The organism is Sphingomonas sanguinis NBRC 13937 (assembly GCF_001591005.1).
Taxonomy (GTDB): domain Bacteria; phylum Pseudomonadota; class Alphaproteobacteria; order Sphingomonadales; family Sphingomonadaceae; genus Sphingomonas; species Sphingomonas sanguinis.
The window spans coordinates 1-24,592 of record NZ_BCTY01000008.1 but is presented as its reverse complement, the minus strand read 5'-3'; the positions used below and the strand labels follow the sequence as shown (position 1 = coordinate 24,592).

The 24,592-nt window shown below is 67.4% G+C and carries 23 protein-coding genes and 1 riboswitch; of the genes, 5 read left to right on the top strand and 18 right to left on the bottom strand.

The window, feature by feature from the left end:
* Positions 1-2: 2 nt before the first annotated feature.
* Positions 3-1,151 (bottom strand): AAA family ATPase, encoded by a 1,149-nt coding sequence (locus SSA01S_RS05995; RefSeq protein WP_061779637.1) that lies wholly within the window; start codon positions 1,149-1,151, stop codon positions 3-5.
* Positions 1,152-1,279: 128 nt separating this feature from the next.
* On the opposite strand from SSA01S_RS05995, the gene SSA01S_RS05990 reads away from it, so the two are divergent.
* A complete protein-coding gene (locus SSA01S_RS05990) occupies positions 1,280-2,071 on the top strand; it encodes an alpha/beta hydrolase (protein WP_206378799.1) in 792 nt (263 codons plus the stop codon).
* Positions 2,072-2,348: 277 nt separating this feature from the next.
* Here the strand turns inward: SSA01S_RS05990 and pnp are convergent, their stop codons facing one another.
* The 4 genes from pnp to SSA01S_RS05970 all read right to left on the bottom strand — a co-directional run bounded on the left by pnp (position 2,349) and on the right by SSA01S_RS05970 (position 6,753).
* Positions 2,349-4,688, bottom strand: a complete 2,340-nt coding sequence (gene pnp, locus SSA01S_RS05985; protein ID WP_061779636.1) for a polyribonucleotide nucleotidyltransferase — start codon at positions 4,686-4,688, stop codon at positions 2,349-2,351.
* A 247-nt stretch (positions 4,689-4,935) separates the two neighbouring features.
* Positions 4,936-5,205 carry a 30S ribosomal protein S15 gene (rpsO, locus tag SSA01S_RS05980; protein ID WP_007406197.1) on the bottom strand — a complete coding sequence of 90 codons (270 nt, stop codon included), beginning with the start codon at positions 5,203-5,205 and terminating at the stop codon, positions 4,936-4,938.
* Between the two features lie 12 nt (positions 5,206-5,217).
* A complete protein-coding gene (truB, locus tag SSA01S_RS05975; RefSeq protein WP_061779635.1) occupies positions 5,218-6,117 on the bottom strand; it encodes a tRNA pseudouridine(55) synthase TruB in 900 nt (299 codons plus the stop codon).
* 27 nt (positions 6,118-6,144) lie between these two features.
* Positions 6,145-6,753, bottom strand: a complete 609-nt coding sequence (locus SSA01S_RS05970; RefSeq protein WP_061779634.1) for a thymidine kinase — start codon at positions 6,751-6,753, stop codon at positions 6,145-6,147.
* 54 nt (positions 6,754-6,807) lie between these two features.
* Here SSA01S_RS05970 and SSA01S_RS05965 point away from each other — a divergent pair, with 54 nt between their 5' ends.
* On the top strand, positions 6,808-7,389 hold the full coding sequence (locus SSA01S_RS05965) for a YceI family protein (RefSeq protein ID WP_061779633.1): 582 nt from the start codon (positions 6,808-6,810) through the stop codon (positions 7,387-7,389).
* Positions 7,390-7,716: 327 nt separating this feature from the next.
* Here SSA01S_RS05965 and rbfA read toward each other — a convergent pair whose 3' ends face one another.
* The 6 genes from rbfA to rimP form a co-directional block, all read right to left on the bottom strand.
* The gene (rbfA, locus tag SSA01S_RS05960) at positions 7,717-8,124 is read right to left on the bottom strand and encodes a 30S ribosome-binding factor RbfA (protein WP_061779632.1); all 408 of its coding nucleotides are present in this window, start codon (positions 8,122-8,124) and stop codon (positions 7,717-7,719) included.
* Positions 8,125-8,229: 105 nt separating this feature from the next.
* Positions 8,230-11,085, bottom strand: coding sequence for a translation initiation factor IF-2 (infB, locus tag SSA01S_RS05955; RefSeq protein WP_061779631.1), 2,856 nt, complete (start codon positions 11,083-11,085; stop codon positions 8,230-8,232).
* Complete coding sequence (locus SSA01S_RS05950) at positions 11,082-11,885, bottom strand: DUF448 domain-containing protein (protein ID WP_240954589.1); 804 nt, start codon at positions 11,883-11,885, stop codon at positions 11,082-11,084. Before SSA01S_RS05950 ends, infB begins: the two co-directional genes overlap by 4 nt.
* Positions 11,866-12,102: a tautomerase family protein gene (locus tag SSA01S_RS05945; protein WP_061779630.1), complete on the bottom strand. Its 237-nt coding sequence runs from the start codon at positions 12,100-12,102 to the stop codon at positions 11,866-11,868. Before SSA01S_RS05945 ends, SSA01S_RS05950 begins: the two co-directional genes overlap by 20 nt.
* Complete coding sequence (gene nusA / locus SSA01S_RS05940; RefSeq protein WP_061779629.1) at positions 12,102-13,736, bottom strand: transcription termination factor NusA; 1,635 nt, start codon at positions 13,734-13,736, stop codon at positions 12,102-12,104. The genes SSA01S_RS05945 and nusA overlap by 1 nt, the downstream gene beginning before the upstream one ends.
* Positions 13,736-14,314, bottom strand: a complete 579-nt coding sequence (gene rimP, locus SSA01S_RS05935) for a ribosome maturation protein RimP (RefSeq protein WP_061779628.1) — start codon at positions 14,312-14,314, stop codon at positions 13,736-13,738. The genes nusA and rimP overlap by 1 nt, the downstream gene beginning before the upstream one ends.
* A 172-nt stretch (positions 14,315-14,486) precedes the next feature.
* Between rimP and SSA01S_RS05930 the strand changes: the two genes are divergently transcribed.
* On the top strand, positions 14,487-15,689 hold the full coding sequence (locus SSA01S_RS05930) for a PQQ-dependent sugar dehydrogenase (protein ID WP_061779627.1): 1,203 nt from the start codon (positions 14,487-14,489) through the stop codon (positions 15,687-15,689).
* Between the two features lie 163 nt (positions 15,690-15,852).
* Entirely contained in the window at positions 15,853-17,100 is a 1,248-nt protein-coding gene (locus SSA01S_RS05925) for an ROK family transcriptional regulator (protein ID WP_244885581.1), read from the top strand.
* 114 nt (positions 17,101-17,214) lie between these two features.
* On the opposite strand, the gene SSA01S_RS05920 is transcribed toward SSA01S_RS05925, so the two are convergent.
* Entirely contained in the window at positions 17,215-18,657 is a 1,443-nt protein-coding gene (locus SSA01S_RS05920) for a sugar porter family MFS transporter (protein ID WP_061779626.1), read from the bottom strand.
* 168 nt (positions 18,658-18,825) lie between these two features.
* Positions 18,826-19,893: a LacI family DNA-binding transcriptional regulator gene (locus SSA01S_RS05915; RefSeq protein WP_058717344.1), complete on the bottom strand. Its 1,068-nt coding sequence runs from the start codon at positions 19,891-19,893 to the stop codon at positions 18,826-18,828.
* 87 nt (positions 19,894-19,980) lie between these two features.
* Positions 19,981-20,090, top strand: a riboswitch (SAM-I-IV-variant riboswitch).
* A 46-nt stretch (positions 20,091-20,136) separates the two neighbouring features.
* On the opposite strand from SSA01S_RS05915, the gene SSA01S_RS05910 reads away from it, so the two are divergent.
* Positions 20,137-21,204: a threonine aldolase family protein gene (locus SSA01S_RS05910; protein WP_061779683.1), complete on the top strand. Its 1,068-nt coding sequence runs from the start codon at positions 20,137-20,139 to the stop codon at positions 21,202-21,204.
* A gap of 35 nt (positions 21,205-21,239) precedes the next feature.
* Here the strand turns inward: SSA01S_RS05910 and SSA01S_RS05905 are convergent, their stop codons facing one another.
* The 5 genes from SSA01S_RS05905 to SSA01S_RS05885 all read right to left on the bottom strand — a co-directional run bounded on the left by SSA01S_RS05905 (position 21,240) and on the right by SSA01S_RS05885 (position 24,369).
* The gene (locus tag SSA01S_RS05905; RefSeq protein WP_061779625.1) at positions 21,240-21,581 is read right to left on the bottom strand and encodes a hypothetical protein; all 342 of its coding nucleotides are present in this window, start codon (positions 21,579-21,581) and stop codon (positions 21,240-21,242) included.
* Between the two features lie 59 nt (positions 21,582-21,640).
* Positions 21,641-22,021, bottom strand: coding sequence for a hypothetical protein (locus SSA01S_RS05900; protein ID WP_061779624.1), 381 nt, complete (start codon positions 22,019-22,021; stop codon positions 21,641-21,643).
* A 39-nt stretch (positions 22,022-22,060) separates the two neighbouring features.
* Positions 22,061-22,525 carry a hypothetical protein gene (locus SSA01S_RS05895; protein ID WP_156477687.1) on the bottom strand — a complete coding sequence of 155 codons (465 nt, stop codon included), beginning with the start codon at positions 22,523-22,525 and terminating at the stop codon, positions 22,061-22,063.
* Between the two features lie 77 nt (positions 22,526-22,602).
* Positions 22,603-23,172 carry an OmpA family protein gene (locus SSA01S_RS05890; protein ID WP_240955015.1) on the bottom strand — a complete coding sequence of 190 codons (570 nt, stop codon included), beginning with the start codon at positions 23,170-23,172 and terminating at the stop codon, positions 22,603-22,605.
* A gap of 117 nt (positions 23,173-23,289) precedes the next feature.
* Entirely contained in the window at positions 23,290-24,369 is a 1,080-nt protein-coding gene (locus SSA01S_RS05885) for an AI-2E family transporter (RefSeq protein ID WP_061779682.1), read from the bottom strand.
* Positions 24,370-24,592: the final 223 nt, after the last annotated feature.

The following is a 24,592-nucleotide window of genomic DNA, read 5'->3' as shown; positions in this document are numbered from 1 at the left end:
GCCTATCGCGCAGGCCAGCTCCAGCGCGGGCGCTCGACATCCTCGACCAGCGTCTCGCCCATTTCCTTGCGCAGGCGGATCGATCGCGCCTCCAGGCTCCGTTCCAGCGCGTCGACCAGCAGCGCGGCATGCGAGACGACGACGATCTGACACCGCGCCGAGGCCCTGACGATCAGCCGCGCGAGCGGCGCGAGCAGATCGGGATGCAGGCTCGCCTCGGGCTCGTTGAGGATCATCAGCTCGGGCGGGCGCGGCGACAACAGGGCGGCGGCAAGCAGGATGTAGCGCAGCGTCCCGTCGGACAGCTCGGCCACCGAAAGCGGGCGCAGCAGGCCATATTGCCGCATCATCACCTCGAACCGCTCACCGACCTGCAGCGTCGCCCTGTCAAAGGCATCGGCGATGGTGTCGGCCAGCGCATCGCCCTCGCCGATCTCGAAGATGGTCTGGATCGCCGCGCCGATATCGCCGCCATCGCCCGCCAGGACCGGGGTGAAGGTGCCCACCTGTGGCCGCCGTGCGGGCGCATCGCGATCGGTGCGCAGATCGTCATAGAAGCGCCAGCCGCGCATCCGCTCGCGCAGGGTCAGCAGCTCCAGTCCGTCGCCGCCATCGGCCCAGTGGGTGACCATCGAGTCGAACGACGCCATCGCCCGCCCGTCCGTACGCCAGGTGCCATCGCCGGCCCGGCGCACCCGCGCATGATCGCCGCGCCGCTCCGCGATCAGGTTGGCCCGTCCGATGGCGGGGCCCATCCAGAGTGCCTCCACCTTGATCTCGGGGTCGTGCATGAACCGCGTCGAGCCCGGGATGGGCAGCCCCAGGTCGATGGCATAGCCATAATCGGCGGACGCAAAGCCCAGTTTCAGGCTGACCGGTCCGTCGCGCCGCGTCCCCTGCACCGGCACATCACCGCTCTTCATCTCCCGGCTGAACTTTTCCGGCCCCGCCCATAGGGTCGAGTTCAACCCGCCCTCCGCCGCCAGCGAGGCGATCACCCTCCCCTGCGCGACATCGGACAAGAGGCGCAGCGCCCGGTAGAGGCTGGACTTGCCGCTGCCGTTGGGGCCGGTGACGATGGTCAGCGGTGCCAGCGGCACGACCACATCGCGCAGCGAGCGATATCCCGAAATGGCCAGCGTCTCGATCATGCCTCGCCCCTCTTGCCCTCTTGTCCAGCCTAGGGGGCGCTCGCTCCCCCTGTCCAGCGGGGCATGATCAGCCTCTGTTCAGCACGCGCATCGCTTACATTTGATCCCGAACGAGAAAGGTCGTGGTGATGCGTTGGGCGAAGTGCGCGGTGATTGCGGGACTGTTGGGCATGTCCGGGATGGCCGGGGCCCAGGGGCGTCCGCTCACCATTCGCGTGCTCGACATGCCCCGACCGAACGGTGCGGTGCAGCGCGTGCTCCTGTCGATTCCGGCCCATCCGCGCGGGACCATCGTGATGCTGCCCGGCGGCGCGGGCGATATCGGCATCACGCGCGACGGAAGGCTGACGCATGGCGACAATTTCGTCGTGCGGACGCGCGCGCTATGGAATGCCAAGGGTTATGGCGTCCTGATCCCCGATGCGCTGGCCAGCGATACCATGCGCGGACGGCGGAGTTCGCCCGGCTATGCAAGGGTCATCGGCGATCTGGTCGCGCTGGCGCATCGGCAGGGGACGGGACCGGTCTTCCTGCTCGGCACCAGCCAGGGATCGATTGCGGCGATGAATGGCGCTGCCCATGCTGCGCCGGGAAGCGTCGCGGGCGTCGTGCTGACCGAGTCGGTATCGGTGATGGGGGGCAGTCATGAGACGGTGTTCGACGCCGATCCGGCACAGGTGACGGTGCCTGCGCTGATCGTTGCCAATCGAGACGACCGGTGCAACGTGGCGCCACCCGCCGATGCCCCGCGCATCGCGGCGGCGATGACGCACAGCCCGGGGGTGAAGGTGCTGACGGTATCGGGCGGGGTCACGCGGTCGAAGAAGGACTGCGGGTCCCTGACCCCACATGGCTATTATGGAATCGAGGATAAGGTGGTGGACGCGATCGCACGTTGGCTGGACGCGCATGCGCAGTGAAGCTCTACACGTCGCTCTGTCTGAACGATGGCTGGAAGGCGGATTGACGTGACGATGTGAAGATGTGTTGGCGCAGAGGACGCGGAGGCGACGGGTTTCTGCCGCAGCGGCACCAAGTCGCAAGAACACTCTCCGCGTCCTCTGCGCCTCTGCGCGAACCCGATCCCGATCCCAACCGCACGGCGTTCAGGCGCATCCAAGAACGCGCAAATCCTTTTCCAACGAAAAAGGGCCCGGGGTTTCCCCCGAGCCCTTGTCCGTCATCCGACGATCAGGATCAGTCGCGATCACCGGTCAGGAAGGCCGGAGCGGCGAATTCGGGCGAACCGCCCTGCTCGCCGCCTTCGCGACGGGGACGGTCGCCACGGTCGCGACGCGGGCCGCTGCGGCCTTCGCCACCACGATCACCACCGCGCTCGCCGCCACGGTCACCGCCATCACGGCGCGGACCGCGACCGCCTTCACGCGGACCACGGTCGCCGCGCGGTTCACGCGGTTCGCGGGCCGGGCGGTTGTCCTCCAGCTCGGCACCGGTTTCCTGGTCGACGACGCGCATCGACAGGCGGACCTTGCCGCGCGGGTCGATCTCGAGGACCTTGACCTTGACGTCCTGGCCTTCGGTCAGGACGTCCGAGACCTTCTCGACACGCTCGTTCTTGATCTCCGAGACGTGGACGAGACCGTCCTTGCCGCCCATGAAGTTCACGAACGCACCGAAGTCGACGAGGTTGACGACCTTGCCGTTGTAGATCTTGCCGACCTCAGCCTCTTCGACGATGCCCTTGATCCAGTTCATCGCGGCTTCGATCTGCGCACCGTCCGACGAGCTGATCTTGATCACGCCCTCGTCGTCGATGTCGACCTTGGCACCGGTGGTGGCGACGATCTCGCGGATCACCTTGCCGCCGGTGCCGATCACGTCGCGGATCTTCGACTTGTCGATCGTCATCGTCTCGATGCGCGGCGCATGGGCCGACAGCTCGGTGCGGGTCGACGACAGCGCCTTGTTCATCTCGCCCAGGATGTGCGCACGGCCTTCCTTGGCCTGTGCCAGCGCGACCTTCATGATCTCCTCGGTGATACCGGCGATCTTGATGTCCATCTGGAGCGAGGTGATGCCCTCGGAGGTGCCCGCCACCTTGAAGTCCATGTCGCCCAGGTGATCTTCGTCACCCAGGATGTCGGACAGGACGGCGAAGTCCTTGCCTTCCAAGATCAGGCCCATGGCGATGCCCGAGACCGGACGCTTCAGCGGAACGCCCGCATCCATCAGCGACAGCGAGCCGCCGCAGACGGTGGCCATCGACGACGAGCCGTTCGACTCGGTGATGTCGCTGGTCACGCGGATGGTGTAGGGGAATTCCTCCTTGGTCGGCAGCACCGGGTGCAGCGCACGCCAAGCCAGCTTGCCATGGCCGATCTCGCGACGGCCCGGCGCGCCGAAGCGGCCGACTTCACCGACCGAATAGGGCGGGAAGTTATAGTGCAGCATGAAGTGCTGGTACGACAGGCCGTTCAGGCCGTCGATCATCTGCTCCGCGTCGCGGGTGCCCAGCGTCGTGGTCGCGATCGTCTGGGTCTCGCCGCGCGTGAACAGCGCCGAGCCGTGCGAACGCGGCAGGAAGTGAACCTCCGCTTCGATCGGACGGATCTGGGTGGTCGAGCGACCGTCGATGCGGCGGCCGTCCTTCAGGATCGCGGTGCGGACGATCTCGGCTTCCAGCTTCTTGACCAGCTTGGCGGCGACCAGCTGCTCCTGCGGGCTGCGCTCGGCCATGGCGGCCTTCGCCTTGGCGCGGGCCTCGCCCAGCGCGGTCTGGCGCTGCTGCTTGTCGGTCAGCTTGTAGGCCGCGGTGATGTCCTTGCCGACCAGCTTCTTCAGCTCGGCCTTGACCGCCTTCTGGTCGTCGCCGACCTTCAGCTCCCACGGGTCCTTCGCGGCCTGCTCGGCCAGGTCGATGATCGCGTCGATGATCTGCTGCGATGCCTTGTGCGCGAACATGACGGCGCCCAGCATCACTTCCTCGGACAGCTCCTTGGCTTCCGACTCGACCATCATCACCGCGTCGTGGGTGGCGGCGACGACCAGGTCCAGGTCACCGGCCAGCGCCTCGGCGTCGGTCGGGTTCAGCTGATACTCGCCATCGACATAACCGACGCGCGCCGCGCCGATCGGGCCCATGAACGGCACGCCCGAGATGGTGAGCGCGGCCGACGCGGCGACCAGCGCCAGGATGTCGGGCTCGTTCTCGCCGTCATACGAGAGCACCTGGCAGATGCAGTTGATCTCGTTATAGAAACCTTCGGGGAACAGCGGGCGGATCGGACGGTCGATCAGGCGGCTGATCAGCGTCTCACGCTCGGTCGCACCGCGCTCGCGCTTGAAGAAACCGCCGGGGATACGGCCCGCCGACGAGAACTTCTCCTGATAGTGAACGGTCAGCGGGAAGAAGTCCTGCCCTTCCTTCACATTCTTCGCGGCCGTCACGGCGCACAGCACCACCGTCTCGCCCAGCGTCGCGATCACCGCGCCGTCGGCCTGACGGGCCACCTTGCCGGTTTCGAGGGTCAGCGTCTTGCCGCCCCACTCGATGGCCACTTTCTTGGTATTGAACATGGAATATCCTTCACTCCGACGGGCCTATCCCGCCGGGGCCTATGGGTTGAGCCAAAATTGGCTCTGGAGGTCGACCGAATTGCCGATCCTCCGATCCTACCCGCACAGTTCGACGGGTTTCATGACATAAGGGCTTTGGGGAGGCGCATCCTTGCGCGCATCCGGTCGGCCGGGTGCTCTATACACCAGCCGATAAAAAAAGGGCACCCCGTGAGGGATGCCCTTTTTCGTGGCGTGTCGCCGTGGCTTACTTGCGCAGGCCGAGCTTGGCGATCAGCGCCAGATAGCGGTCGCCATCCTTGTGACGCAGATAGTCGAGCAGCGAGCGGCGCTTGTTGACCAGCATCAGCAGGCCGCGACGCGAATGGTTGTCCTTCGCGTGGGTCTTGAAGTGCTCGGTCAGGTTCTGAATACGCTGGGTCAGGATCGCGACCTGGACTTCGGGCGAACCCGTGTCACCCTCGGCGCGGGCATGATCCTTGATGATTTCCTGGCGGCGTTCAGCGGTGATCGACATCGTGATCCTTTCTTAATCGAGGTTGAAACCACGAACGACCCGGACCTGTTCGTCCAGCGCCTCTACCAGCGCCACCGGGGTATCCCCCAGCATCGCGAAATATTGGCCATCGTCCACGGCAATCCCGGCCAGCACACGCCCCTGACGGAGCGCCCCTGCCTGGTCGGGGTCGAGAGCAAGAGCCGGGATGTCGTCCAGCCCCGCCCTCAGCGGCAGGAGTATCTGTTCAAGGGTGCGCGCCTGCCCCATTTCGTTCAATTTGTCCAGCGATATCGCCGGGGCCAGCGTGAAGGGCCCGGCCTTGGTCCGGCGGAGCATGGTGACATGGCCGACAGTGCCCAGCGCGAGGGCGATGTCGCGGGCCAGCGAGCGGATATAGGTGCCTTTCGAGACATGCGCGGTGAGGGTGATGTCCTCCAGCGCGCCTGAGTCCGCCCCCTCCCCCACCGACAGCGAATGGATCGTCACCGCGCGGGCCGCCAGCACCACCTCTTCCCCGGCCCGCGCCAGGTCATAGGCCCGCTCGCCATCGATCTTCAGCGCGGAATAGGCGGGCGGCACTTGGGTAATCGGCCCAGTGAAGCGCGGCAGCACCGCCTCCAGCGCGTCGCGGGTCGGACGCACGTCGCTGGTCGCCACCACCTCGCCCTCGGCATCGAGCGTCGAGGTCTGCTCGCCGAACCGGATGGTGAAGTCATACACCTTGTCGCTGTCGAGCATCCGCCCCGCCAGCTTGGTCGCCTCCCCCACCGCGATCGGCAGGACGCCGGTCGCCAGCGGATCGAGCGTGCCGCCATGGCCGACCTTGATCCCCTTGCCATAGCCGCCCTGGCGCAAGCACCGCTTGACCGCGCTCACCCCTTGCGTCGAGCCGAGCCCCAGCGGCTTGTCGAGAATAATCCATCCATGCATCGCCAAGGCGTTAGTCGGGCTTGGCCCCTATCTCAAGGACGGCGCCTCAAGCACCGTCCCGCCCGCCAGCGCCTCTCCGAAATGGCGGCGGCACAGCGCGACATAGCGGTCATTGCCGCCGATCTCGGTCTGCGCGCCCTCGACAATCGCCTTGCCCTGCCCGTCGACGCGCAGGTTCATCGTCGCCTTTGCCCCGCACACGCAGACCGATTTGATCTCGCTCAGCGCATCGGCCAGCGCCAGCAGCCGCGCCGAACCGGGGAAAAGCTGTCCCTTGAAGTCGGTGCGCAGGCCATAACAGAGCACCGGAATACGATGCCGGTCGGCCAGCCGCGCGAGTTGGTCGACCTGTTCGGGCGTCAGGAACTGCGCCTCGTCGACCAGAACGCACGCCAGCGGCGTCTGCCCGTGCCGCTCCAGCGCGCAGACCTCCAGATCGGTGCCCATGTGAAACGGCGTCGCGGGCTGCGACAGGCCGATGCGCGAGGCGATGGTGCCATAGGCGAAGCGGTCGTCGATCGCGGCGGTGAACAGCATCGTGTTCATCCCCCGCTCGCGATAGTTGAAATCGGCCTGCAGCAGCATGGTCGATTTCCCCGCATTCATGCTGGCATAGTAGAAATAAAGCTTGGCCATGACGCGCCCTTATCGGAAGGGAACCGCCGTATCGAGCATGGGAATGCAGAGAATATGAGATTTTGGACGGCTCTGGCCGCGATGGCAACGTTGCCCTTGCTCGGCGCGGCGGCCCCGGCGGGAGCCATCACCTATCATATCGATCCCGCTCATGCGCAGGTGCAGGCCAAGGTCGGCTTTTTCGGCCTGGGCAGCAAGACCGCTCGTTTCCCCAAGCTGGAGGGTCGCGTGGCCCTGTCCGATCGGGATGCGCAGGCGGTGACGCTGGACGTGCAGATCGACGCGCAGGCGCTGGAGGCGGGGGACTCGCTCACCCGCTCGCGGTTGCGAGGGCCGGATTTCTTCAACGTCGATCACTATCGCCATGTGACCTTCCACGGATCGTCGATGACCCGCACCGGCCAACACAGCGCGCAGGTAGCGGGCACGATCTCGGCGCGCGGCGTGACGCGGCCCGCGACCCTGACGGTCGAGTTCTCGCAGCCCTTCGCCGCGATGACGGGGCGCGAGCCGGTGCACATCGCCGCCACGACCCGGATCGACCGGCGCGATTTCGGGATGACCGCCTATCCGCTGATCGTCGGGCGGCAGGTGACGATCGCGATCGACGCGGATTTGACGCCTTCGGGGGCGTAACTCCTACCCCGGTCGGTCGGAGCGGAGGCCACGGGATAATGTTCGCGCAGAGGCGCGGAGGACGCAGAGAAGGTTTCGCTAAACGCCCTCCCCTACCGCGCCACCCCGGCGGAGGCCGGGGTCCAGTTGCAGAGGGTGCGCGAGGGCGCAACGGACTCGCCTCCCCCGCCTTGGTGCAGCGCGCTATCGACGCCGAAGTTACTGGACCCCGGCCTCCGCCGGGGTGGCGCACCCTGATGAATGCAGGCTCTTCTTCTCCGCGCCCTCCGCGCCTCTGCGCGAACCTGAATCCCGTGGCCTTCGACTTTGCTCAGGCCGAACGGGATGTCAGTCCTCGGACGACTCACCTTCCGCCAGATCCTGCGCCACCTTGGGCGTACGCAGCAGCGAGTCGATATGGCTGCCCTCGTCGAAGCTCTCGTCCGCCAGGAACTTCAGCTTGGCGGCATATTTCATCTTCACCCGCGTCGCGACCTCGCGCTGCAAATACGCGGTATTCGTGCGCAGCGCCTTGATCACCACCTCCTCGTCCTTGCCCAGCAGCGGCTTCACGAAGACGGTCGCGTGGCGCAGGTCGGGCGACATGCGGACTTCGGTCACGCTGACCAGATGCCTGGCCAGCGTCTCGTCATGCACGTCGCCGCGCGCCAGGATTTCGGAGAGGATATGGCGCACCTGCTCGCCCACGCGCAGCAGGCGGACCGAGGGTTCGGCGGGGTTTTTGGGTTGGACCATGGTCAGTTTCTTCTCAAACGAAAATCGCGGCCGCCATACCGGCGACCGCGATCCATTCCGGCATGAAGCACGGGCGGCAGGATTGCTCCCGCCGCCCCGCGATCATCAGAGCGAACGCTCGCGCATCTCGACCTCGAAGGTTTCGAGATAGTCGCCCGGCTTGATGTCGGTGAAGTTCTGCGTGAACGTCACACCGCACTCCAGGCCAGCGCGAACCTCGGCGACATCGTCCTTGAACCGGCGGAGCGAGTTGATCTCGCCCTGGTAGATGATGACGTCGTTGCGCGTGATGCGGGCCTTGAGCGCCTTGCGGATGACACCCTCGGTGACCAGCAGACCGGCGGCCTTGCCGATCTTGCCCGCCGAGAAGACCTCGCGGATTTCGGCGCGGCCGACGACCGTCTCGAATGCCTCGGGGCCCAGCTCACCGGCCATGCCCGCGCGGATCTCGTCGATCAGGTCATAGATGACGTCGTAATATTTCAACGCCACCTTGTTCCGCTCGGCGATCTCGCGCGCCTTGGCGTTGGCACGGACGTTGAAGCCGATGATCGGCGCGCCGGAGGCGGCCGCCAGCGTCACGTCCGACTCGGTGATGCCACCGACGCCCGAGTGCAGGATGCGCGCCTTGATCAGATCCGACTGGATCTTGTTGATCGACGCCACGATCGCCTCGACGGTGCCCTGCGTATCCGCCTTCACGACCAGCGGATATTCCTTGGCCTGGTTCGCCTTCAGCGCCGAGAACATCGACTCCAGGCTGGCCGGGGCCGAGGTCGTGCGCTTCTGCAGCACCACGCTCTGGCGATATTCGGCGACTTCACGGGCCCGCGCCTCGTTCTCGACGACCTGCAACAGGTCGCCCGCCTGGGGCACGCCCGACAGACCGAGAACCTCGACCGGCATCGCAGGACCTGCCTGCTTCACCTGACGGCCCTTGTCGTCGACCAGCGCACGGACCTTGCCGCTTTCCGCACCGACCACGAACACGTCGCCGACCTTCAGCGTGCCGCGTGTGACCAGCACGGTCGCGACCGGACCGCGGCCCTTGTCGAGCTTGGCCTCGACCACGCTGCCCTCGGCGGCGCGATCGGGGTTGGCGGTCAGTTCGAGCAGTTCGGCCTGCAGCTGGATCTTCTCGATCAGCGTATCCAGACCGATCTTCTTGAGCGCCGACACTTCGACGTCCTGGGTCTCACCACCCATGTCCTCGACCTGCACGTCATGCTCGAGCAGACGCTCGCGAACGCGCTGGGCATTGGCGTCGTGCTTGTCGATCTTGTTGATCGCCACGATCATCGGCTTGCCCGCCGCCTTGGTGTGGTTGATCGCCTCGATCGTCTGCGGCATCAGCCCGTCATCGGCCGCCACCACCAGCACCACGATATCCGTGACGTCGGCACCGCGGGCCCGCATCTGGGTGAAGGCCTCATGGCCCGGCGTGTCGAGGAAGGTGACCTTCGACTTGTCCTTCAGCGTGACCTGATAGGCGCCGATATGCTGGGTGATGCCACCGGCTTCACCGCGCACCACGTCGGTGCCGCGCAGCGCGTCGAGCAGCGAGGTCTTGCCGTGGTCGACATGGCCCATGATCGTCACGACCGGCGGGCGCGGCTGAAGGCTCTCGGCCGCATCCTCGGTGGTGTCGAGCGCCAGGTCGATGTCGCTGTCGGACACGCGCACGATGTTGTGCCCGAATTCGGTCACCAGCAGCTCGGCCGTGTCCTGGTCGATGGTCTGCGTCATCGTGACGGGCATGCCCATCTTGAACAGCGCCTTGACCAGATCCGCGCCCTTTTCGGCCATACGGTTGGCCAGTTCCTGGACGGTGATCGCTTCCGGCACCTGCACGTCGCGGACCTGCTTGACCTGCGGCTCGCGCGGGCCGCCAAAGCCACGCTTTTCCTTTTCGCGGGCACGCTTCAACGCGGCGAGCGAGCGGGCGCGGGCGCCGTCCTCGTTCAGGGCGCGCGTGACGGTCAGCTTGCCGCCGCGACGCTCGTCACCCTTGCGGTCGCGCTGCTGCGGACGGCTGGGGGGAGCGTTGCGCGGGGTCGGCTGGCCCGAGGGCATGGAGCGCGGTGCGCCGCCCGAGGGAGCCGAAGCATTGCCCGACGGCGCGGACGCCGCCGGAGCCGCCGCTGCGGCGGGCGCAGGCGCGGGCTTGGGCACAGGCTTCGGGATTTCGGGACGCTGCACCGGCGAGAAGCGGCGCGGCGCGGGCATCGCGGGATCGCGACCCAGCACCGGCGGCGTCGGCACGACGGGCGCAGGGGCCGGCGCGGGCGCAGGCTTGGCCGCGACCGGAGCGGGCGCGGGGGCAGGCGTCGGTGCCGGAGCGGGTGCCGCGACCTTGGGCTCTTCCACCTTGGGCTCGGGCGCCGGGATCACCGGACGCTCGACCGGGCGGAAGGGACGCGCCTGGACCGAAATGGTCGGGGCCGCGACGACCGGCTCGCTCGGAGCAGCGCTCGGCGCTTCCGCAACGGGCTCAGGTGCCGGAGCGGGCGTCGGCTCCGGGGCGGGGGCAGGCGCGGCCTTGGCTTCCGCCTCGGCACGGGCACGTTCTTCGGCCCGGGCACGCTCGTCCTCGGCGCGCTGCTGACGCTCGGCGTCCTCGCGACGGCGAATCTCTTCCTGCATGGCGAGGCGCTGTTCCTCGGCCTCACGCAGCAGACGGGCCTGACGCTCCTGCGCCGTCTCGTTCGACGGCACGGGGCGCGGCGGGGCCACCGGGGCGGGCGCGGGCGCCGCCACGGGAGCCGGGGTCGGCGCAGGGGCGGCCGCTTCCGGCGCTCCACCCTGCGGGCCCAGGACGCGACGGCGCTTCGTCTCGACGATCACGGTGTTGGACCGGCCGTGGCTGAAGCTCTGCTTCACCTTGCCGGTCTCGACCGTGCGCTTCAGCCCCAGGGGCTGGCGCATTCCGAGTTTCGGCTTGTCGTTGTCGGTCTCGCTCACTCAAAATCCTCGTGTACGGTCACGGCCGTTCGGTCACCGGTAATGTCGGACGCCGATGCGCCTTGCGAGGCCGTTTCGCAAGGCGTTGCCACAGGGTCGGGTCCGATAAAATGCAGCCAGCGGTCGAGCGCTTCGCTCACCCGCTTTGCCGCGTTACGATCTGTCAGGCCGATGTGTACCACATTTTCGCGGCCCAACGCCATTGACAATATGGGGCGTGTGGCGGGCAGTGCCAACCCCTTGAGATCGGAACCTTCACGGTCCGACCCCACGCGCCACGCCTGCGCCAGCTTGCGACAGCCATCCTCGCCCGCATCGGACGCGTGATAGAGCGCATGCAATTGACCCGAGCGTGCCGCCGTTGCGATCTTGTCCGATCCGGTCAGCAACATACCCGAACGCGACTCGAGTCCCAGCCGGTCGAGCGCGTTGCGCTCCAGCGCGGCGGTGATCAGGTCCGGCAGGTCGTCGGGGATCGTGAACTCGCCCGTCTTGAACGCGCGCGCCAGTGCCCCCTTCAACTTCCCCTTGGCGATGGCCGTTTCCAGCTCGCCGCGAGTCACGCCGATCCAGCCGCCCCGGCCCGGCGCCTTCGCGCGGACATCGGGCAGCACCCGCCCGTCGGGCGCGAGCGCCAGACGGATCAGGTGCGGGCGCGCGTCATGCTCGCCCGACAGGATGCAGCGGCGGACCGGCCCGTCGATCGAGTCGCGGGCGGCCTTCGCCGATTCTCTGGGGCTCCGGCCCTTCCTGGCCGGAGCGCTGTTTACGCCACCGCGCTCATTGTCCCGGTTCCGCATGCGCGTCTCCCGGGGGTGTGGTGGTGGGCGCGTCACGGTCGGCGATCAGCTGACCGCCTGCCCCGTAATTCTCAGGCGAGACCTCCTCGATCACGATCTGGACGGCGGCCGGGTTCTTGCCCAGCCGCTCCACCAGCGAACGAGTCACGTCGGCGACGATCTCGGCCTTTTGCTGCTTGGAGGCGGTGCCCGCCAGACGGATCGAGACGAACGGCATCAGGCTTCGTCGCCCTCCGCCTGCTCTTCACCGGCGTCGGCGCTCTCGGCGGCGACGGGCTCTTCCTCATCGGTGAACCAGTGCGCGCGCGCGGCCATGATGATCTCGTTACCCTGCTCGTCGCTCAGGCCATATTCGGCCAGGATGCCGCCCTTGGGGGCCGCACGCGGGGTATCGTCGCCACGACGACGCGGCTCGGCGCGCTTCTTCTCGACCAGTTCGTCGGTGGCCAGGTCGGCCAGGTCGTCGAGCGTCTTGACGCCCGCCTTGCCCAGCGTGACCAGCATCGCCTCGGTCAGATACGGCATCTCGGCCAGCGCGTCGTCGACGCCCAGCGCGCGACGCTCGTCACGGGCGGCCTGTTCGCGGCGGTCCAGCGCTTCCTGCGCACGGCTCTGCAGCTCCTGCGCGAGGTCTTCGTCGAAGCCCTCGATCGCGGCCAGCTCGTCCAGCTCGACATAGGCGACCTCTTCCAGCGCGCCGAAGCCTTCGGCAACCAGCAGCTGGGCCAGCGTCTCGTCCACGTCCAGCTCGTTCTGGAACAGCTCGGAATTCGCGACGAACTCCTTCTGGCGCTTCTCGGACGCGTCGGCCTCGGTCAGGATGTCGATCGCCTTGGCGGTCAGCTGGCTGGCCAGACGGACATTCTGGCCGCGACGGCCGATGGCGAGCGACAGCTGGTCGTCGGGGACGACGACCTCGATCCGGTCCTCTTCCTCGTCGATCACGACGCGGCTGACATTCGCGGGCTGAAGCGCGTTCACCACGAAGGTCGCGGTGTCGGGCGACCAGGGGATGATGTCGATCTTCTCGCCCTGCATTTCCTGCACGACGGCCTGCACGCGGCTACCCTTCATGCCGACGCAGGCGCCGACCGGGTCGATGCTCGAGTCGTGCGAAATCACACCGATCTTGGCACGGCTGCCCGGATCGCGCGCGGCCGCCTTGATCTCGATGATGCCGTCATAGATTTCGGGCACTTCCTGCGCGAACAGCTTCTTCATGAAGTCGGGGTGCGCGCGGCTCAGGAATATCTGCGGCCCGCGATTCTCGCGGCGCACGTTCAGGATCAGCGAGCGGATGCGGTCGTTCACGCGGACGACTTCGCGCGGAATCTGCTGGTCGCGACGGATCACGCCCTCGGCGCGGCCCAGATCGACGACGATGTGACCGAACTCGACGCGCTTGACGACGCCGGTGATGATCTCGCCCTGACGGTCCTTGAACTCGTCATACTGACGGTCGCGCTCGGCGTCGCGGACCTTCTGGAAGATGACCTGCTTGGCCGCCTGCGCCGCGATGCGGCCGAATTCGATCGGAGGCAGCGGGTCGACGATGAAGTCGCCGATCGCGGCACCCTTTTGCAGCTTCTCGGCACCCTTCAGGTCGATCTGCTTGTAATAGTCGTCGACCTGCTCGACCACCTCGACGACGCGCCACAGACGCAGGTCGCCCGAATTGGGATCGAGCTTCGCGCGGATGTCGTTCTCGGCACCATAGCGGGCACGGGCGGCGCGCTGGATCGCGTCCTCCATCGCCTCGATGACGATGCCCTTGTCGATCATCTTTTCCGAGGCGACCGCATTCGCGATCGCGATCAGTTCCGCCTTGTTGGCGGAAATGGCGGTAGCCATCAGTGCCGTCCTTCCGTGGTGGCGCCGTCCTGTTCGGGCGCGTCCTGATAATAAACTTCTTCCGCGCCATCGAGGGACAGCGGCACCGTCGCGGCGATCAGCCGGTCGGTCATCACGAGCTTGGCGTCCTCGATCGCGGCGAAGGGCAGTTCGTGGCGAACCTCTTCCCCGTCGACGATGACGACATTCTCGCCCTCGACCCCGGCCAGATCGCCCTTGAACTGCTTGCGGCCGTTCAACTTCTCGGCCAGCGTGATCCGCGCCTCATGCCCCGCCCAGTCGGCGAAGTCACTCAGCCGGGTCAGCGGGCGGTCGATACCCGGCGAGGATACTTCCAGCCGGTACGCATGGTCGATCGGGTCGCGGCCTTCGGCTTCCAGCGCGTCCATCACGTCCGAGATGCGGCGCGACAGGTCGGCGCAGTCGTCGATGTTCAGCTGGCGCGTATCGGGACGCTCGGCCATCACCTGCAGCGTGGGGTCCGACGTGCCACCATACATCTTCACGCGCACGAGCTCGAAGCCGAGCGCCTTGGCCTCGGGTTCGATGAGTTGCGTCAGAAGGGCGATGTCCGCCATGAAAGCTCCAGATGTGCCGGATCGGTGCCGCGGAACCCGTCCCGCAGCCTCTTTCACCCGACGATGTAAGAGAATGGCACATTCTATACACGCTTCACCCGGATGAAACAAGCATCCATGCTGAGGCGTTGGCGGCCCATCGGGCCGTCAGGGTTCGCCGGGAGAGTATATCATGAAACTGCCGCTGCTCGCCGCCTTGCCGATGGCGCTGATCGCCTGTTCCGGAAATGGGCCTGCACCTGACGATACGGGCAATACGCCACCGGTCACCGTGGCACCGGGCGGCACGCCCACACCGACGCCCTCGGCCTCCGCCACCCCGCCTGCGACGGTGGTCAACGGCCAGCCCTTCGGCCGGACCGTCATCGCCGATTTCGACGCGCCCTGGGCGATGACCTTCCTGCCCGACCGGCGGATGCTGGTGACCGAGAAGGACGGGCGGATGCTGCTGGTCGGCGCGGACGGGCAGTCCAGGCAGACGATCGCGCGGATCGCGGTCGATTCGGCGGGCCAAGGCGGCCTGATGGACGTCGTCCTCGCCCCCGATTTCGCGCAAAGCGGCCGGGTCTATTTCAGCTATTCGGCCGCGACCGACGGCGGCAAGCATGTCGTGCTGGCGCGCGGTCGCCTACAGGAGGCGAACGGCGCCGCGCAGCTGACGGGTATCGAGACGCTCTGGGCCGCCAGCCCCGCCGTCACCGGCGATGGCCATTATTCGGGCCGCATCGCCTTCTCGCCCGACGGCCAGTATCTGTTCTTCACGGCGGGCGACCGCCAGAAGTTCACGCCGGCGCAGGACCCCAAGGCGACGCTGGGCAAAGTGCTGCGCCTGACCCAGGACGGCAAGCCCGCTTTGGGCAATCCGCTGGCTGCGCAAGGGTTTGACCCGGCCATCTGGTCCTATGGCCATCGCAACTTGCTGGGCATCGCGTTCGATGGCGCAGGGAATTTGTGGCAGCAGGAAATGGGGCCCAAGGGCGGCGACGAGCTGAACCTGATCCTGCCGGGGCGCAACTATGGCTGGCCCAACGCGTCCAACGGGTCAAACTATGACGGCAGCGACATTCCCGACCACCGCGCCGGCGACGGGTACGAAGCGCCCAAGGTCTGGTGGAATCCGGTCATCTCGCCGGGCGGACTGATGATCTATTCGGGATCGCTCTTCCCGCAATGGCGCGGCGATGCCTTTATCGGCGGCCTGTCGAGCAAGGCGCTGATCCGCGTCGACTTGAACGGCACCAGCGCCACCAAGGGCGACCAGTGGGACATGGGTGCGCGCATCCGCGAGGTCGAGCAGGGGCCGGACGGCGCGATCTATGTGCTGGAGGATGGCGGCGATTCGCAGGGGCGGTTGATCAGGCTGACCCCGGCCTGACAGCCCCTTGCCGCCCCGACATAAGCCTTGGAAAATAGGACCAATGTGTCGGGGCGGTATGGTCAGGTCTGACGATAGGTCTTGACCTGACCCGGCCTGCGCGCCGATCCTGTGGCAAAGACGGGCGATCCGGGTTCGCTCCACCATAGGAGACGAAAACCAGATGATGCGATCGACGCAGCCCATGCCGCCCGAGCGGGGGCCTGCCATCGAGGCGCATTCGCGCGATTCGCGTCTGTCGCGCGGACTGTCGGGCACCAATCTGGAGCGGGCGGGCGATTATAATCTGCGCACCGTCTTGCAGGTTATCCGGCTGCACCGAGAGACGACGCGGATCGCGATCGCCAACCAGACCGGGCTGACCCCGCCGACCATTGCGAACATCACCGGGCGGCTGATCGAGATGGGGCTGATCCGCACCGCCGGGCGGCTGCATCGCGGGCGCGGGCAGCCCGCGCTCAAGATCGAGCTGTGCCCCGATGGCGCATTCGGCATCGGCCTGACCATCGACCGCGACCATCTGGCCATCGCAATCCTCGACCTGTGCGGCACGGTGCGCGCGCGGGCGACGCGCGAGATCGCCTTTGCGACGCCGGACGACGTGCTGGCCTTTATCGGCGACACGCTGGAGCCTGCGCTGGTCGAGGGACAGGTCGACCGTTCGCGCGTGCTGGGCGTCGGCGTGGCGATGCCCGACGGCGTCGACCGCTCGCTGCCCAATCAGACGCGCGGCTATGACGCTTGGAACGGGGTCGACACGGCGGCGTTGCTCGCGCCGCTGCTGCCTTGGCCGATGTACCGCGACAACGACGCCGCCGCCGCCGCTTTGGGCGAGGCGCAGCACGACCATGATTTCGCCTGTCCCAGCTTTTTCTATCTGCTCATCACCGCCGGGCTTGGCGGCGGGCTGGTCATCGACCGGACCTATCATCGCGGCGCGCATCGCCGCTCGGGCGAGATCGGGCTGATCCCCGACCCCACGGCGGGACGGCCCGGTGCGATCGTGCAGGATACCGTATCGCTGGCGGGGCTGGAGGTACGGCTGAAGGCGGCGGGCTACCGCCTCGATTCACCCGAGACGCTGGGGGATGGCGACGACCCGATGCTGTGCGCGGTGATCGACCAGTGGATCGAGGATTCGATCGCCGCGCTGCTCCAGCCCATCGTGGCGGTGACGACGCTGTTCGATCCGCACGCGATCCTGATCGGCGGGCGCCTGCCCGACTGGCTGCTCCAGCGGCTGACCCAGGGTTTGAGCGACGCGCTGGCCGGAGTCGAGCTGCCCGCCCGCCCCGCCATTCGCCCCGCCCGCCGCGCGCAGGACGCCCCCGCCGTCGGTGCGGCGATGCTGCCCTTCATGGACCGGCTGTTGCCGTCCGACTCGATCCTGATCCAGGCGGGGCGAGGATAAGCCCCGCCCTCCGTTCAGCCTGAACGGAGGGCGGGAAGCTGACATAGAGGTGAAATGAAAAGGCCCGCCTCCCATGGGGAAGCGGGCCTGTCAGGCGTTCCAAGATCAGGACGATCAGCCCGCCATGTCTTCCAGCTCGCGGCCACGCGTCTCGTTGACCATGGCGCGGACGAAGAAGAACGACACCGCCGCGAAGAAGGCGTAGCCGAAATAGGTCACGCTCAGGCCCGGCGACACGGCGAGTGCTGGGAAGCTGACCGAGATGGCGGCATTGGCGATCCACTGGGCAAAGCCCGAGACGGCCAGGCCCGATCCGCGAATCTGGTTCGGGAACATCTCGCCCAGCATGACCCACATCACGGGACCCCAGCTGGCGTTGAAGAAGATGACGTACAGGTTCGCCGCGACCAGCGCGATCACGCCGTTATTGCCGGGCAACGACACCGCACCGTTCGCGCCGGTGACGGCGGTCGAAAAGGCATAGGCCACGATCGCCAGCGTCACCGCCATGCCCGCCGAACCGATCAGCAGCAGCGGCTTGCGGCCGATCTTGTCGACGGTCGCGATGGTGAACAGGCAGGCCGCGATCGACAGCACGCCCGACAGGATGTTGGTCTGGAGCGCGTAATCTTCCGAGAAGCCGACCGCTTCCCACAGCGTCGCGCCATAATAGAAGACGACGTTGATGCCGACGAGCTGCTGGAACACCGCCAGGCCGATACCGGCCCACAGGATCGGGCGGATCTTGCCGGTGGTCTTGTCGATCAGGTCGGACAGCTTCGGCTTGTGTTGGTCGCTGGCCAGCGAACCGCGAATCTCCGCCACCTTGCGGGTCGCCTCGGCATCGCCGAACAGCTTGGTCAGCACGGTGTGCGCCTCGGCATCGCGGCCCTTTGCGACCAGGAAGCGCGGGCTTTCCGGGATGATGGTCAGCGCGAGGAAATAGATCGCCGCCGGGATCGCCTGGAGCCAGAACATCCAGCGCCACGCCGGGAAGCCCAGCCAGAACTCGGCGGTTGAACCACCGGCATAACGCGCCAGCGCGAAGTTGGCGACGAACGCGCCGGTCAGGCCGGTGATGATCATCACCTGCTGCACGCTCGACAACCGGCCCCGGATCGAGGCCGGGGTGACTTCGGAGATATAGACGGGCGAGATGACGCTCGCCGCGCCGACGCCCAGGCCGCCGATGATGCGCGCGAAGATGAAGATCGCCGAGCTGCTCGCCGCACCCGCCAGCAGCGCGCTGACCAGGAAGAGACCGGCGGCCAGCATCATGACGTTGCGGCGGCCGATCGCATCGGCCAGGCGCCCCGCACCGAACGCACCGATCGCCGAGCCGACCAGGATCGCGCCGACATTGACGCCGACGCCGAGGCGACCGAGGTCGAACGCGGCCTCCAGCCCCTTCTGGGTGCCGTTGATGACCCCGGAGTCATAGCCGAACATGAAACCGCCGATGGTCGCGACAACGACGATCGCGGCGATGAATCCGTGGTTGACGCTTCCGGCGCCCCCACCCCTGGTCGTATCGGTCACTTCGGGCCCTCTCCTCATCCGTACGGTTCGCGTCTTCGCCTATCCGTACGACTCTGTCGTGTCACCGGCGCAGATGCACACGGCTCTCAAATGGTAACGCTATCTTAAATCATCGCGCCGTCAAGCGCCCGTGCAGCGCGGGCCATGCGGTTCGTCCCGGATCGACCTGCCCGCACGATCTTTGCATCAGATCCCGCGCGGACGGCGGCGCGGCGCGGCATCCGACTGGCGCCGGATCAGGCTGTAATCGAGCATCCGGTGCGAGGCGGCGTCGAGCTTCTTCTGCCGGATGACGGTCGCGGCCATCTCCACCGCCGCACGCGCCATATCGGCGATCGGCTGGTGAATGGTGGTCAGCTCGGGCCAGATCGTCGTCGACAGGGTGGTGTCGTCGAACCCGCAGACCGTCAGGTCGCTCGGCACGTCCAACCCCCGGCGATGCGCGACCGCCACCGTCGCCGCCGCCATGTCGTCGTTCGACGCGATGATCGCGGTCGGCGGCTCGGCCAGGTCGAGCAACCGTTCGGCGGCGTCGAGGCCTGAGCGATAGGTATAGAGCCCCGGCGCGACCAGATCCTCGTCGAACGGCACGCCCACCGCCTCCAGCGCGGCGCGAAACCCCTCATACCGCCGGGCGCTGGCCGACAGATTGGGATTGCCGCAGATAAAGCCGATGCGACGATGGCCCAGCGTCATGACGTGGCGGGTCATCTCCTCGGCCGCCGCGCGGTCGTCGATCTGCACCGCCATCGCGGTGTCGGGCATCTCGGCCGGCGGCTGGCCGGTCGCGACGACGACGGTCGGCACCCCCGCCTCGCGCAACAGCGACAGGATGGGCTCCGCCTCGCACAGCGGCGGCGGCAGGATGACGCCGTCGATCCCGCCCTTGATCAGGTGGCGCGTCACCTCGACCTCATGGTCGCCGATCTCGCATTTCTCGACCACCATCTGCACGTCCAGCCGCGATGCCTGGTCGAGCGTGCCGAGCAGGAATTCGCTCAGGAAGCCCTGGCTGGGGTTGCTGTAGAGCATGCCGATGCGGATCTGCGCCGCCCCCGCCAGGCTGCGCGCGGCGGGATTGGGCGCATAGTTCAGCTGCGCGATCGCCGCCTCGACCTTTTCGCGGGTGGTGGGACGGACATTGGCTTCGTTGTTGATGACGCGCGACACGGTCATCAGCGACACGCCGGCGGCGCGCGCGACATCGCTGATGGTGGGAGCGCTGCTGCCGCGGCGCGAGGTCCTGATATTCATGGGTATACGCTTCCACCTTTCGCGGGCGATGCGCAATGCTTTGCCGCCCGCTGCGCTTGCGAATCCCGTTACGGGGCGCTAATGCGCCGCCAGCATCAAGAGTCGGGCCAACGTCCGGCACCAACCTGCCCCCCGGCAAGGTGGTGCCTCTCCGCGTGGAGAGGGATGTGGCCGAACCGGCAACAACGGGACGAACCGCCACTTTCCTCACCCGGCTCGCGCCACAGGCACGAAGGAAATGTGATGAACGCGGCCCCTCAACACTTTGCCCCCCAGCAGTTCGCGAGCGACAATTATGCCGGCATCTGTCCCGAGGCGTGGGCCGCGATGGACGAGGCCAATCGCGGCTACGTGCCCGCTTATGGCGAGGACCCCTATACCGAACGCGCCGCCGACGCGTTCCGCACTCTGTTCCAGACCAAGTGCGAGGTCTTCTTCGCCTTCAACGGCACGGCGGCCAATTCGCTGGCGCTCGCCGCGCTCTGCCAGAGCTATCACAGCGTGATCTGTTCGGCCTCCGCCCATGTCGAAACCGACGAGTGCGGCGCGCCGGAATTCTTCTCCAACGGATCGAAGCTGCTCGTCGCGCAGACCGAGGACGGCAAGCTGACGCCCGAGGCGGTGCGCGCGCTCGCCACCGGCCGGTCGGACATCCACTTCCCCAAGCCGCGCGCGGTGACGATCACCCAGCCGACCGAGACGGGCCAGGTCTATACGATCCCTGAAATCCACGCTTTGTCGGCGGTGTGTCGCGAGTTGGGCCTGCGGCTGCACATGGACGGGGCGCGCTTCGCCAATGCCTGCGCTGCAATAGGCTGCTCGCCCGCCGACATGACCTGGCGCGCGGGCGTCGACGTCCTCTGCTTCGGTGGGACCAAGAACGGCATGGCGGTCGGCGAGGCGATCCTGTTCTTCGACCCCGTGCTGGCCGAGGATTTCGACTATCGCTGCAAACAGGCGGGACAGCTGGCGTCCAAGATGCGCTTCTTGGCCGCGCCGTGGATCGGGATGCTCGACAGCGGAGCGTGGCTGACCAATGCGGCGCACGCCAATGGCTGCGCGCAGCGGCTGGCAGCGCGGGTCGCGGGGCTGCCGGGTATCGCACCGATGTTCCCGGTCGAGGCCAACGCCGTCTTCCTCAGCGCACCGGAGGCGGTGCTCGACGGCCTGCGGGCCCGCGGCTGGCGCTTCTATACCTTCATCGGCGGCGGCGCGCGCTTCATGTTCGCCTGGGACGCCGATCCGGCACGGGTCGAGCAGCTGGGCAACGACATCGCTGCCGTGGCGGTGGAGGCGTTGCAGGCGGCGTAAAGCCCGTTCCTCCCCTCGCGGGGGGAAGAAAATACTTATCCCTCCGCCGCCAGACGATCGAGCCAGGCCTGCGCCTGTTTCGGTTCCCCCACCGCCTCGGGCCCGACCGGTCCGCGCGCGGCGAGGAATTCGGCATGGAGCGCAAAGGCGGAGAGGCCGAGTTGCGCCCGCGCGGCGTCGATCTCCTCGCCCATCTCGGTCAGCTGCGCGACGACCGGCGCCGCCGCAGCACGCGCGGCCCGGTCCTTGCGATGATCGAACAGCCCCCATTTGCCCGCCGCCGTGGTGCGCAACGCCGCGATCAGCGCCTCGCGATAGTCGCGTTCCATGTCCTCGCGGAGCGCGTCCAGCCGCGCCAGTCGATCACCTTTGGCCATGGTGCGGCCTTAAGCGGCCATGACCGGGTCGGCAATCGGCGGCCGCGACGCGGGTCCGCTTACCGTGCGTCCTCGCCGCGCCCGATATCTTCCAGCGCCCGGCCCAGATGACAGTCCTTGCCCGGCGTCAGCCGCTCGATACTCTCGACCAGCAGGATCGACTGGCCATCACGCTCGACATAGCGCGCCACCACCTCGCCATAAGCGGGCAAGCTCACTTTTCGCATCGCGGCCAGCGCCTGACCGCCGGGCGCGTCCTCCAGCAGGTAACGGTTCTCCACCAGATCGCAGCGACGCAAGACGATGGCGTGACCGTCCCGCTCCAGCGTCCCGATATAGATGTCTGCACCCGCCGGTTCCGTCTGTGCGGCGGCGGGCATCGCCAGCGCGATCAGGGCAAGGCAAAGCGACGCGCGGCCATGATGGCGAAGACGAACCATGGCCCGACCATAGCCGGTCACCATCCTACGGGTCGAGGCTCAGCTCGCCTGCGTCGCCGCCTTTGCGCCACCCGCCACCGCCAGGCCGAAAACCAGGTGGTTGAGCGTGTGCATTGCGATCGTCTTGCCATCGCTTTCCCACTCCGGCCGCTTCAGGCCCAGCGCCGGGCCCGCCACCCAATGCGCCAGTGTGTAAAAGGCCAGGCCGAAGCCGATGCCGCTCGGCACGATCGCGGCCTCATCATCGGTCGCGGCGGCATAGGCCATGCCTGCCAGCACCGACAGCAACAGGTGAGCGCCCTGGACGACCGCCTGTTCGCTCGCGTCGGGCAGCTGATCGGCGGGGGGCGGCGTGCGGCCGATCTTCGCGGCGGCGGCGCGTTCCAGCTGGGCCAGTTCAGAGGGCTCACCGCTCTTCCGCTCGCCCGCCACCAGCAGCGCCGTGATACCCAGCCCGGCGACCAGCCCGCCTGCGATCGCCCCTGCCCAGCGTTTACCGTTCATCACCGTCTCCTGCACCTCTTGTTGCGGGTCCAGCGGTTCAGACGGATCGTGGTTCCGCTACGGCGCGGCGGCGGACGTCAGGGAGCGCGGTCGAGCTCGATCTCAACCCGGCGGTTGCGCGCGCGCCCGGCGCTGTCGTCGCTGCCGTCGGGCTTGGCATTGGGGGCGATGGGGCGGGTCTCCCCCAGCGCGATAACGCTCATCCGGCTGCGCTCGAGCCCTTTGCGCGCTAGATAGTCGCGCACCGCCTCGGCCCGTTTGCGCGACATGATGCGATTGGCCGCGTCGTCGCCTTCGCTGTCCGAATGGCCGCGCAGGACGAGGCGGCCGCTTTTCACCGCCGGGTCGGCCGCAACCCGATCAAGCGCCGCCTTGGCCTCATCGCTCAGCCCCGCGCCACCTTGCGGGAAGCCGATGGTCGAAAGGGTCGCACCGGGGTTGGCGGCGATCTCGCCGGGCAGCGCATCGGACCGGGGGGCCTTGGCCGGGCCGGTACGGATCGACGGCGAAGCGTCGGGGATCGGCAGCTCGACCGTCGCGCCATGGGCCCCCGCCGCGCGCGCGACCGCATTCCCGCCATCGCCGCAGCCCGCCAGGGTAAAGGCCATGCCGGAGATGGCCACCCAGACCCCTGGTCGCATTCGCATTCCCATCCCCCTTCACGGGCCCGCACGACCCCGCCCGGCGGCGGACCATAGGGAGCGATTATTGCGCTGCAAACAAACTTCGTGCGCCGCCTTGTCCGAATTTAAACCCGATGGCTGTCAATTCGACGGCTCGGCGGGCTGGAAGATGCCCCGCTGCTCGCTCAGGATGCGCCAGCCCGCCAGGAACAGCGCAGCGGCGACCGGGCCGACGACGATGCCGCTCAGTCCCAGCAGTTCGATGCCGCCCAGCGTGGTCAGCAACACGATCCAGTCGGGCAGACCGGTGTCGCGCCCGACCAGAATGGGGCGCAGGATATTGTCGGCCAGCCCGATGACCAGCACGCCCGAGGCGACCACCACAGCTCCCTGCCATACCGCGCCGGTCGCGAGCAGATAGATGGCGACCGGGCCCCAGATAATCGCCGGACCGATGGCGGGCAGCAGCGCCGCGATCGCCATCAGCACGCCCCAGAGAAGCGCGGCAGGCACCCCGACGATCCAGAAGGTGATCGCCCCCAGCGCGCCCTGCACCAGCCCGACGATGACAGACCCCTTGATCGTCGCGCGCACCACTGCGACGAAGGTATCGACCAGCCGCGTCGCGACATTGCGGTCGAGCGGCAGGGCGCGCACGAAGCTGGGGCCCAGCCGGTCGCCATCGCGGATCAGGAAGAAGGCGACATAGAGCCCGACGCCGAAGGTCAGTGCAAAGGCGAAGGCATTGCGACCGATCGACAGCGCCTGCGTCGCGATCTGGCTCACGCTGCTGCTCAACGTGCGCGAGATACGCTGCTGCAGCCCCTCGAAACTGCTGATGCCGGAATTGTCCATCGCCTGGCGCAACCGCTGGGGCAGCGCGTCGCGGACCTGCTGGAAATATTGCGCGAAGTCGATCTGGCCGCTGCGCATCTTCAGATAGACGCCCGAGGCCTGGTCGACGACCATGCTGCCGATCACCAGGGTCGGCACCACCACCGCAAAGGTGATGATCAGCATGGTCAACCCGGCCGCGAGGCTGCGCCGCCCGCCGGTCTTGGTCAGCAGCCACTGGAACAGCGACCGGAACAGGATCGCCGCCAGCGCGGCCCAGAGCAGGGCGATCAGGAAGCTGGACACCACCGCGATCAGGCCAATGGTGATGAGTATGAGGAAGAGGATGAATCCTCCTCGTTCGATCTTCTGCCGGTCGATGGTCATCGGGCCCTCCCCATTCTGCATCGCGGCCTAACCGTCACGGCGGCGGAACGGTTCCGTGATTTGGGTTAAGGGGATGACGGGGATGTCATCCATGGGACCCATCTTTTCCTCCCCTGCAAGGGGAGGGGGGACCATACGCAGCATGGTGGAGGGGGCTGGCCGCCAGGGACGTCCCGTGCGGCCAGCCCCCCTCCGTCATCGCTTCGCGATGCCCCCCCCCCCC

Coding starts and splice junctions, on each gene's coding strand:
- SSA01S_RS05925 (WP_244885581.1), top strand. CDS start 15,853: ATGATGCGATCGACGCAGCCCATGCCGCCCGAGCGGGGGCCTGCCATC.
- pnp (WP_061779636.1), bottom strand. CDS start 4,688: ATGTTCAATACCAAGAAAGTGGCCATCGAGTGGGGCGGCAAGACGCTG.
- SSA01S_RS05970 (WP_061779634.1), bottom strand. CDS start 6,753: ATGGCCAAGCTTTATTTCTACTATGCCAGCATGAATGCGGGGAAATCG.
- SSA01S_RS05995 (WP_061779637.1), bottom strand. CDS start 1,151: ATGATCGAGACGCTGGCCATTTCGGGATATCGCTCGCTGCGCGATGTG.
- SSA01S_RS05905 (WP_061779625.1), bottom strand. CDS start 21,581: ATGGCCAAAGGTGATCGACTGGCGCGGCTGGACGCGCTCCGCGAGGAC.
- SSA01S_RS05920 (WP_061779626.1), bottom strand. CDS start 18,657: ATGAGGAGAGGGCCCGAAGTGACCGATACGACCAGGGGTGGGGGCGCC.
- SSA01S_RS05990 (WP_206378799.1), top strand. CDS start 1,280: ATGCGTTGGGCGAAGTGCGCGGTGATTGCGGGACTGTTGGGCATGTCC.
- SSA01S_RS05885 (WP_061779682.1), bottom strand. CDS start 24,369: ATGACCATCGACCGGCAGAAGATCGAACGAGGAGGATTCATCCTCTTC.
- nusA (WP_061779629.1), bottom strand. CDS start 13,736: ATGGCTACCGCCATTTCCGCCAACAAGGCGGAACTGATCGCGATCGCG.
- SSA01S_RS05930 (WP_061779627.1), top strand. CDS start 14,487: ATGAAACTGCCGCTGCTCGCCGCCTTGCCGATGGCGCTGATCGCCTGT.
- SSA01S_RS05890 (WP_240955015.1), bottom strand. CDS start 23,172: ATGCGAATGCGACCAGGGGTCTGGGTGGCCATCTCCGGCATGGCCTTT.
- SSA01S_RS05900 (WP_061779624.1), bottom strand. CDS start 22,021: ATGGTTCGTCTTCGCCATCATGGCCGCGCGTCGCTTTGCCTTGCCCTG.
- SSA01S_RS05945 (WP_061779630.1), bottom strand. CDS start 12,102: ATGCCGTTCGTCTCGATCCGTCTGGCGGGCACCGCCTCCAAGCAGCAA.
- rpsO (WP_007406197.1), bottom strand. CDS start 5,205: ATGTCGATCACCGCTGAACGCCGCCAGGAAATCATCAAGGATCATGCC.
- truB (WP_061779635.1), bottom strand. CDS start 6,117: ATGCATGGATGGATTATTCTCGACAAGCCGCTGGGGCTCGGCTCGACG.
- SSA01S_RS05950 (WP_240954589.1), bottom strand. CDS start 11,885: ATGCGGAACCGGGACAATGAGCGCGGTGGCGTAAACAGCGCTCCGGCC.
- SSA01S_RS05910 (WP_061779683.1), top strand. CDS start 20,137: ATGAACGCGGCCCCTCAACACTTTGCCCCCCAGCAGTTCGCGAGCGAC.
- SSA01S_RS05915 (WP_058717344.1), bottom strand. CDS start 19,893: ATGAATATCAGGACCTCGCGCCGCGGCAGCAGCGCTCCCACCATCAGC.
- SSA01S_RS05965 (WP_061779633.1), top strand. CDS start 6,808: ATGAGATTTTGGACGGCTCTGGCCGCGATGGCAACGTTGCCCTTGCTC.
- rbfA (WP_061779632.1), bottom strand. CDS start 8,124: ATGGTCCAACCCAAAAACCCCGCCGAACCCTCGGTCCGCCTGCTGCGC.
- rimP (WP_061779628.1), bottom strand. CDS start 14,314: ATGGCGGACATCGCCCTTCTGACGCAACTCATCGAACCCGAGGCCAAG.
- SSA01S_RS05895 (WP_156477687.1), bottom strand. CDS start 22,525: ATGAACGGTAAACGCTGGGCAGGGGCGATCGCAGGCGGGCTGGTCGCC.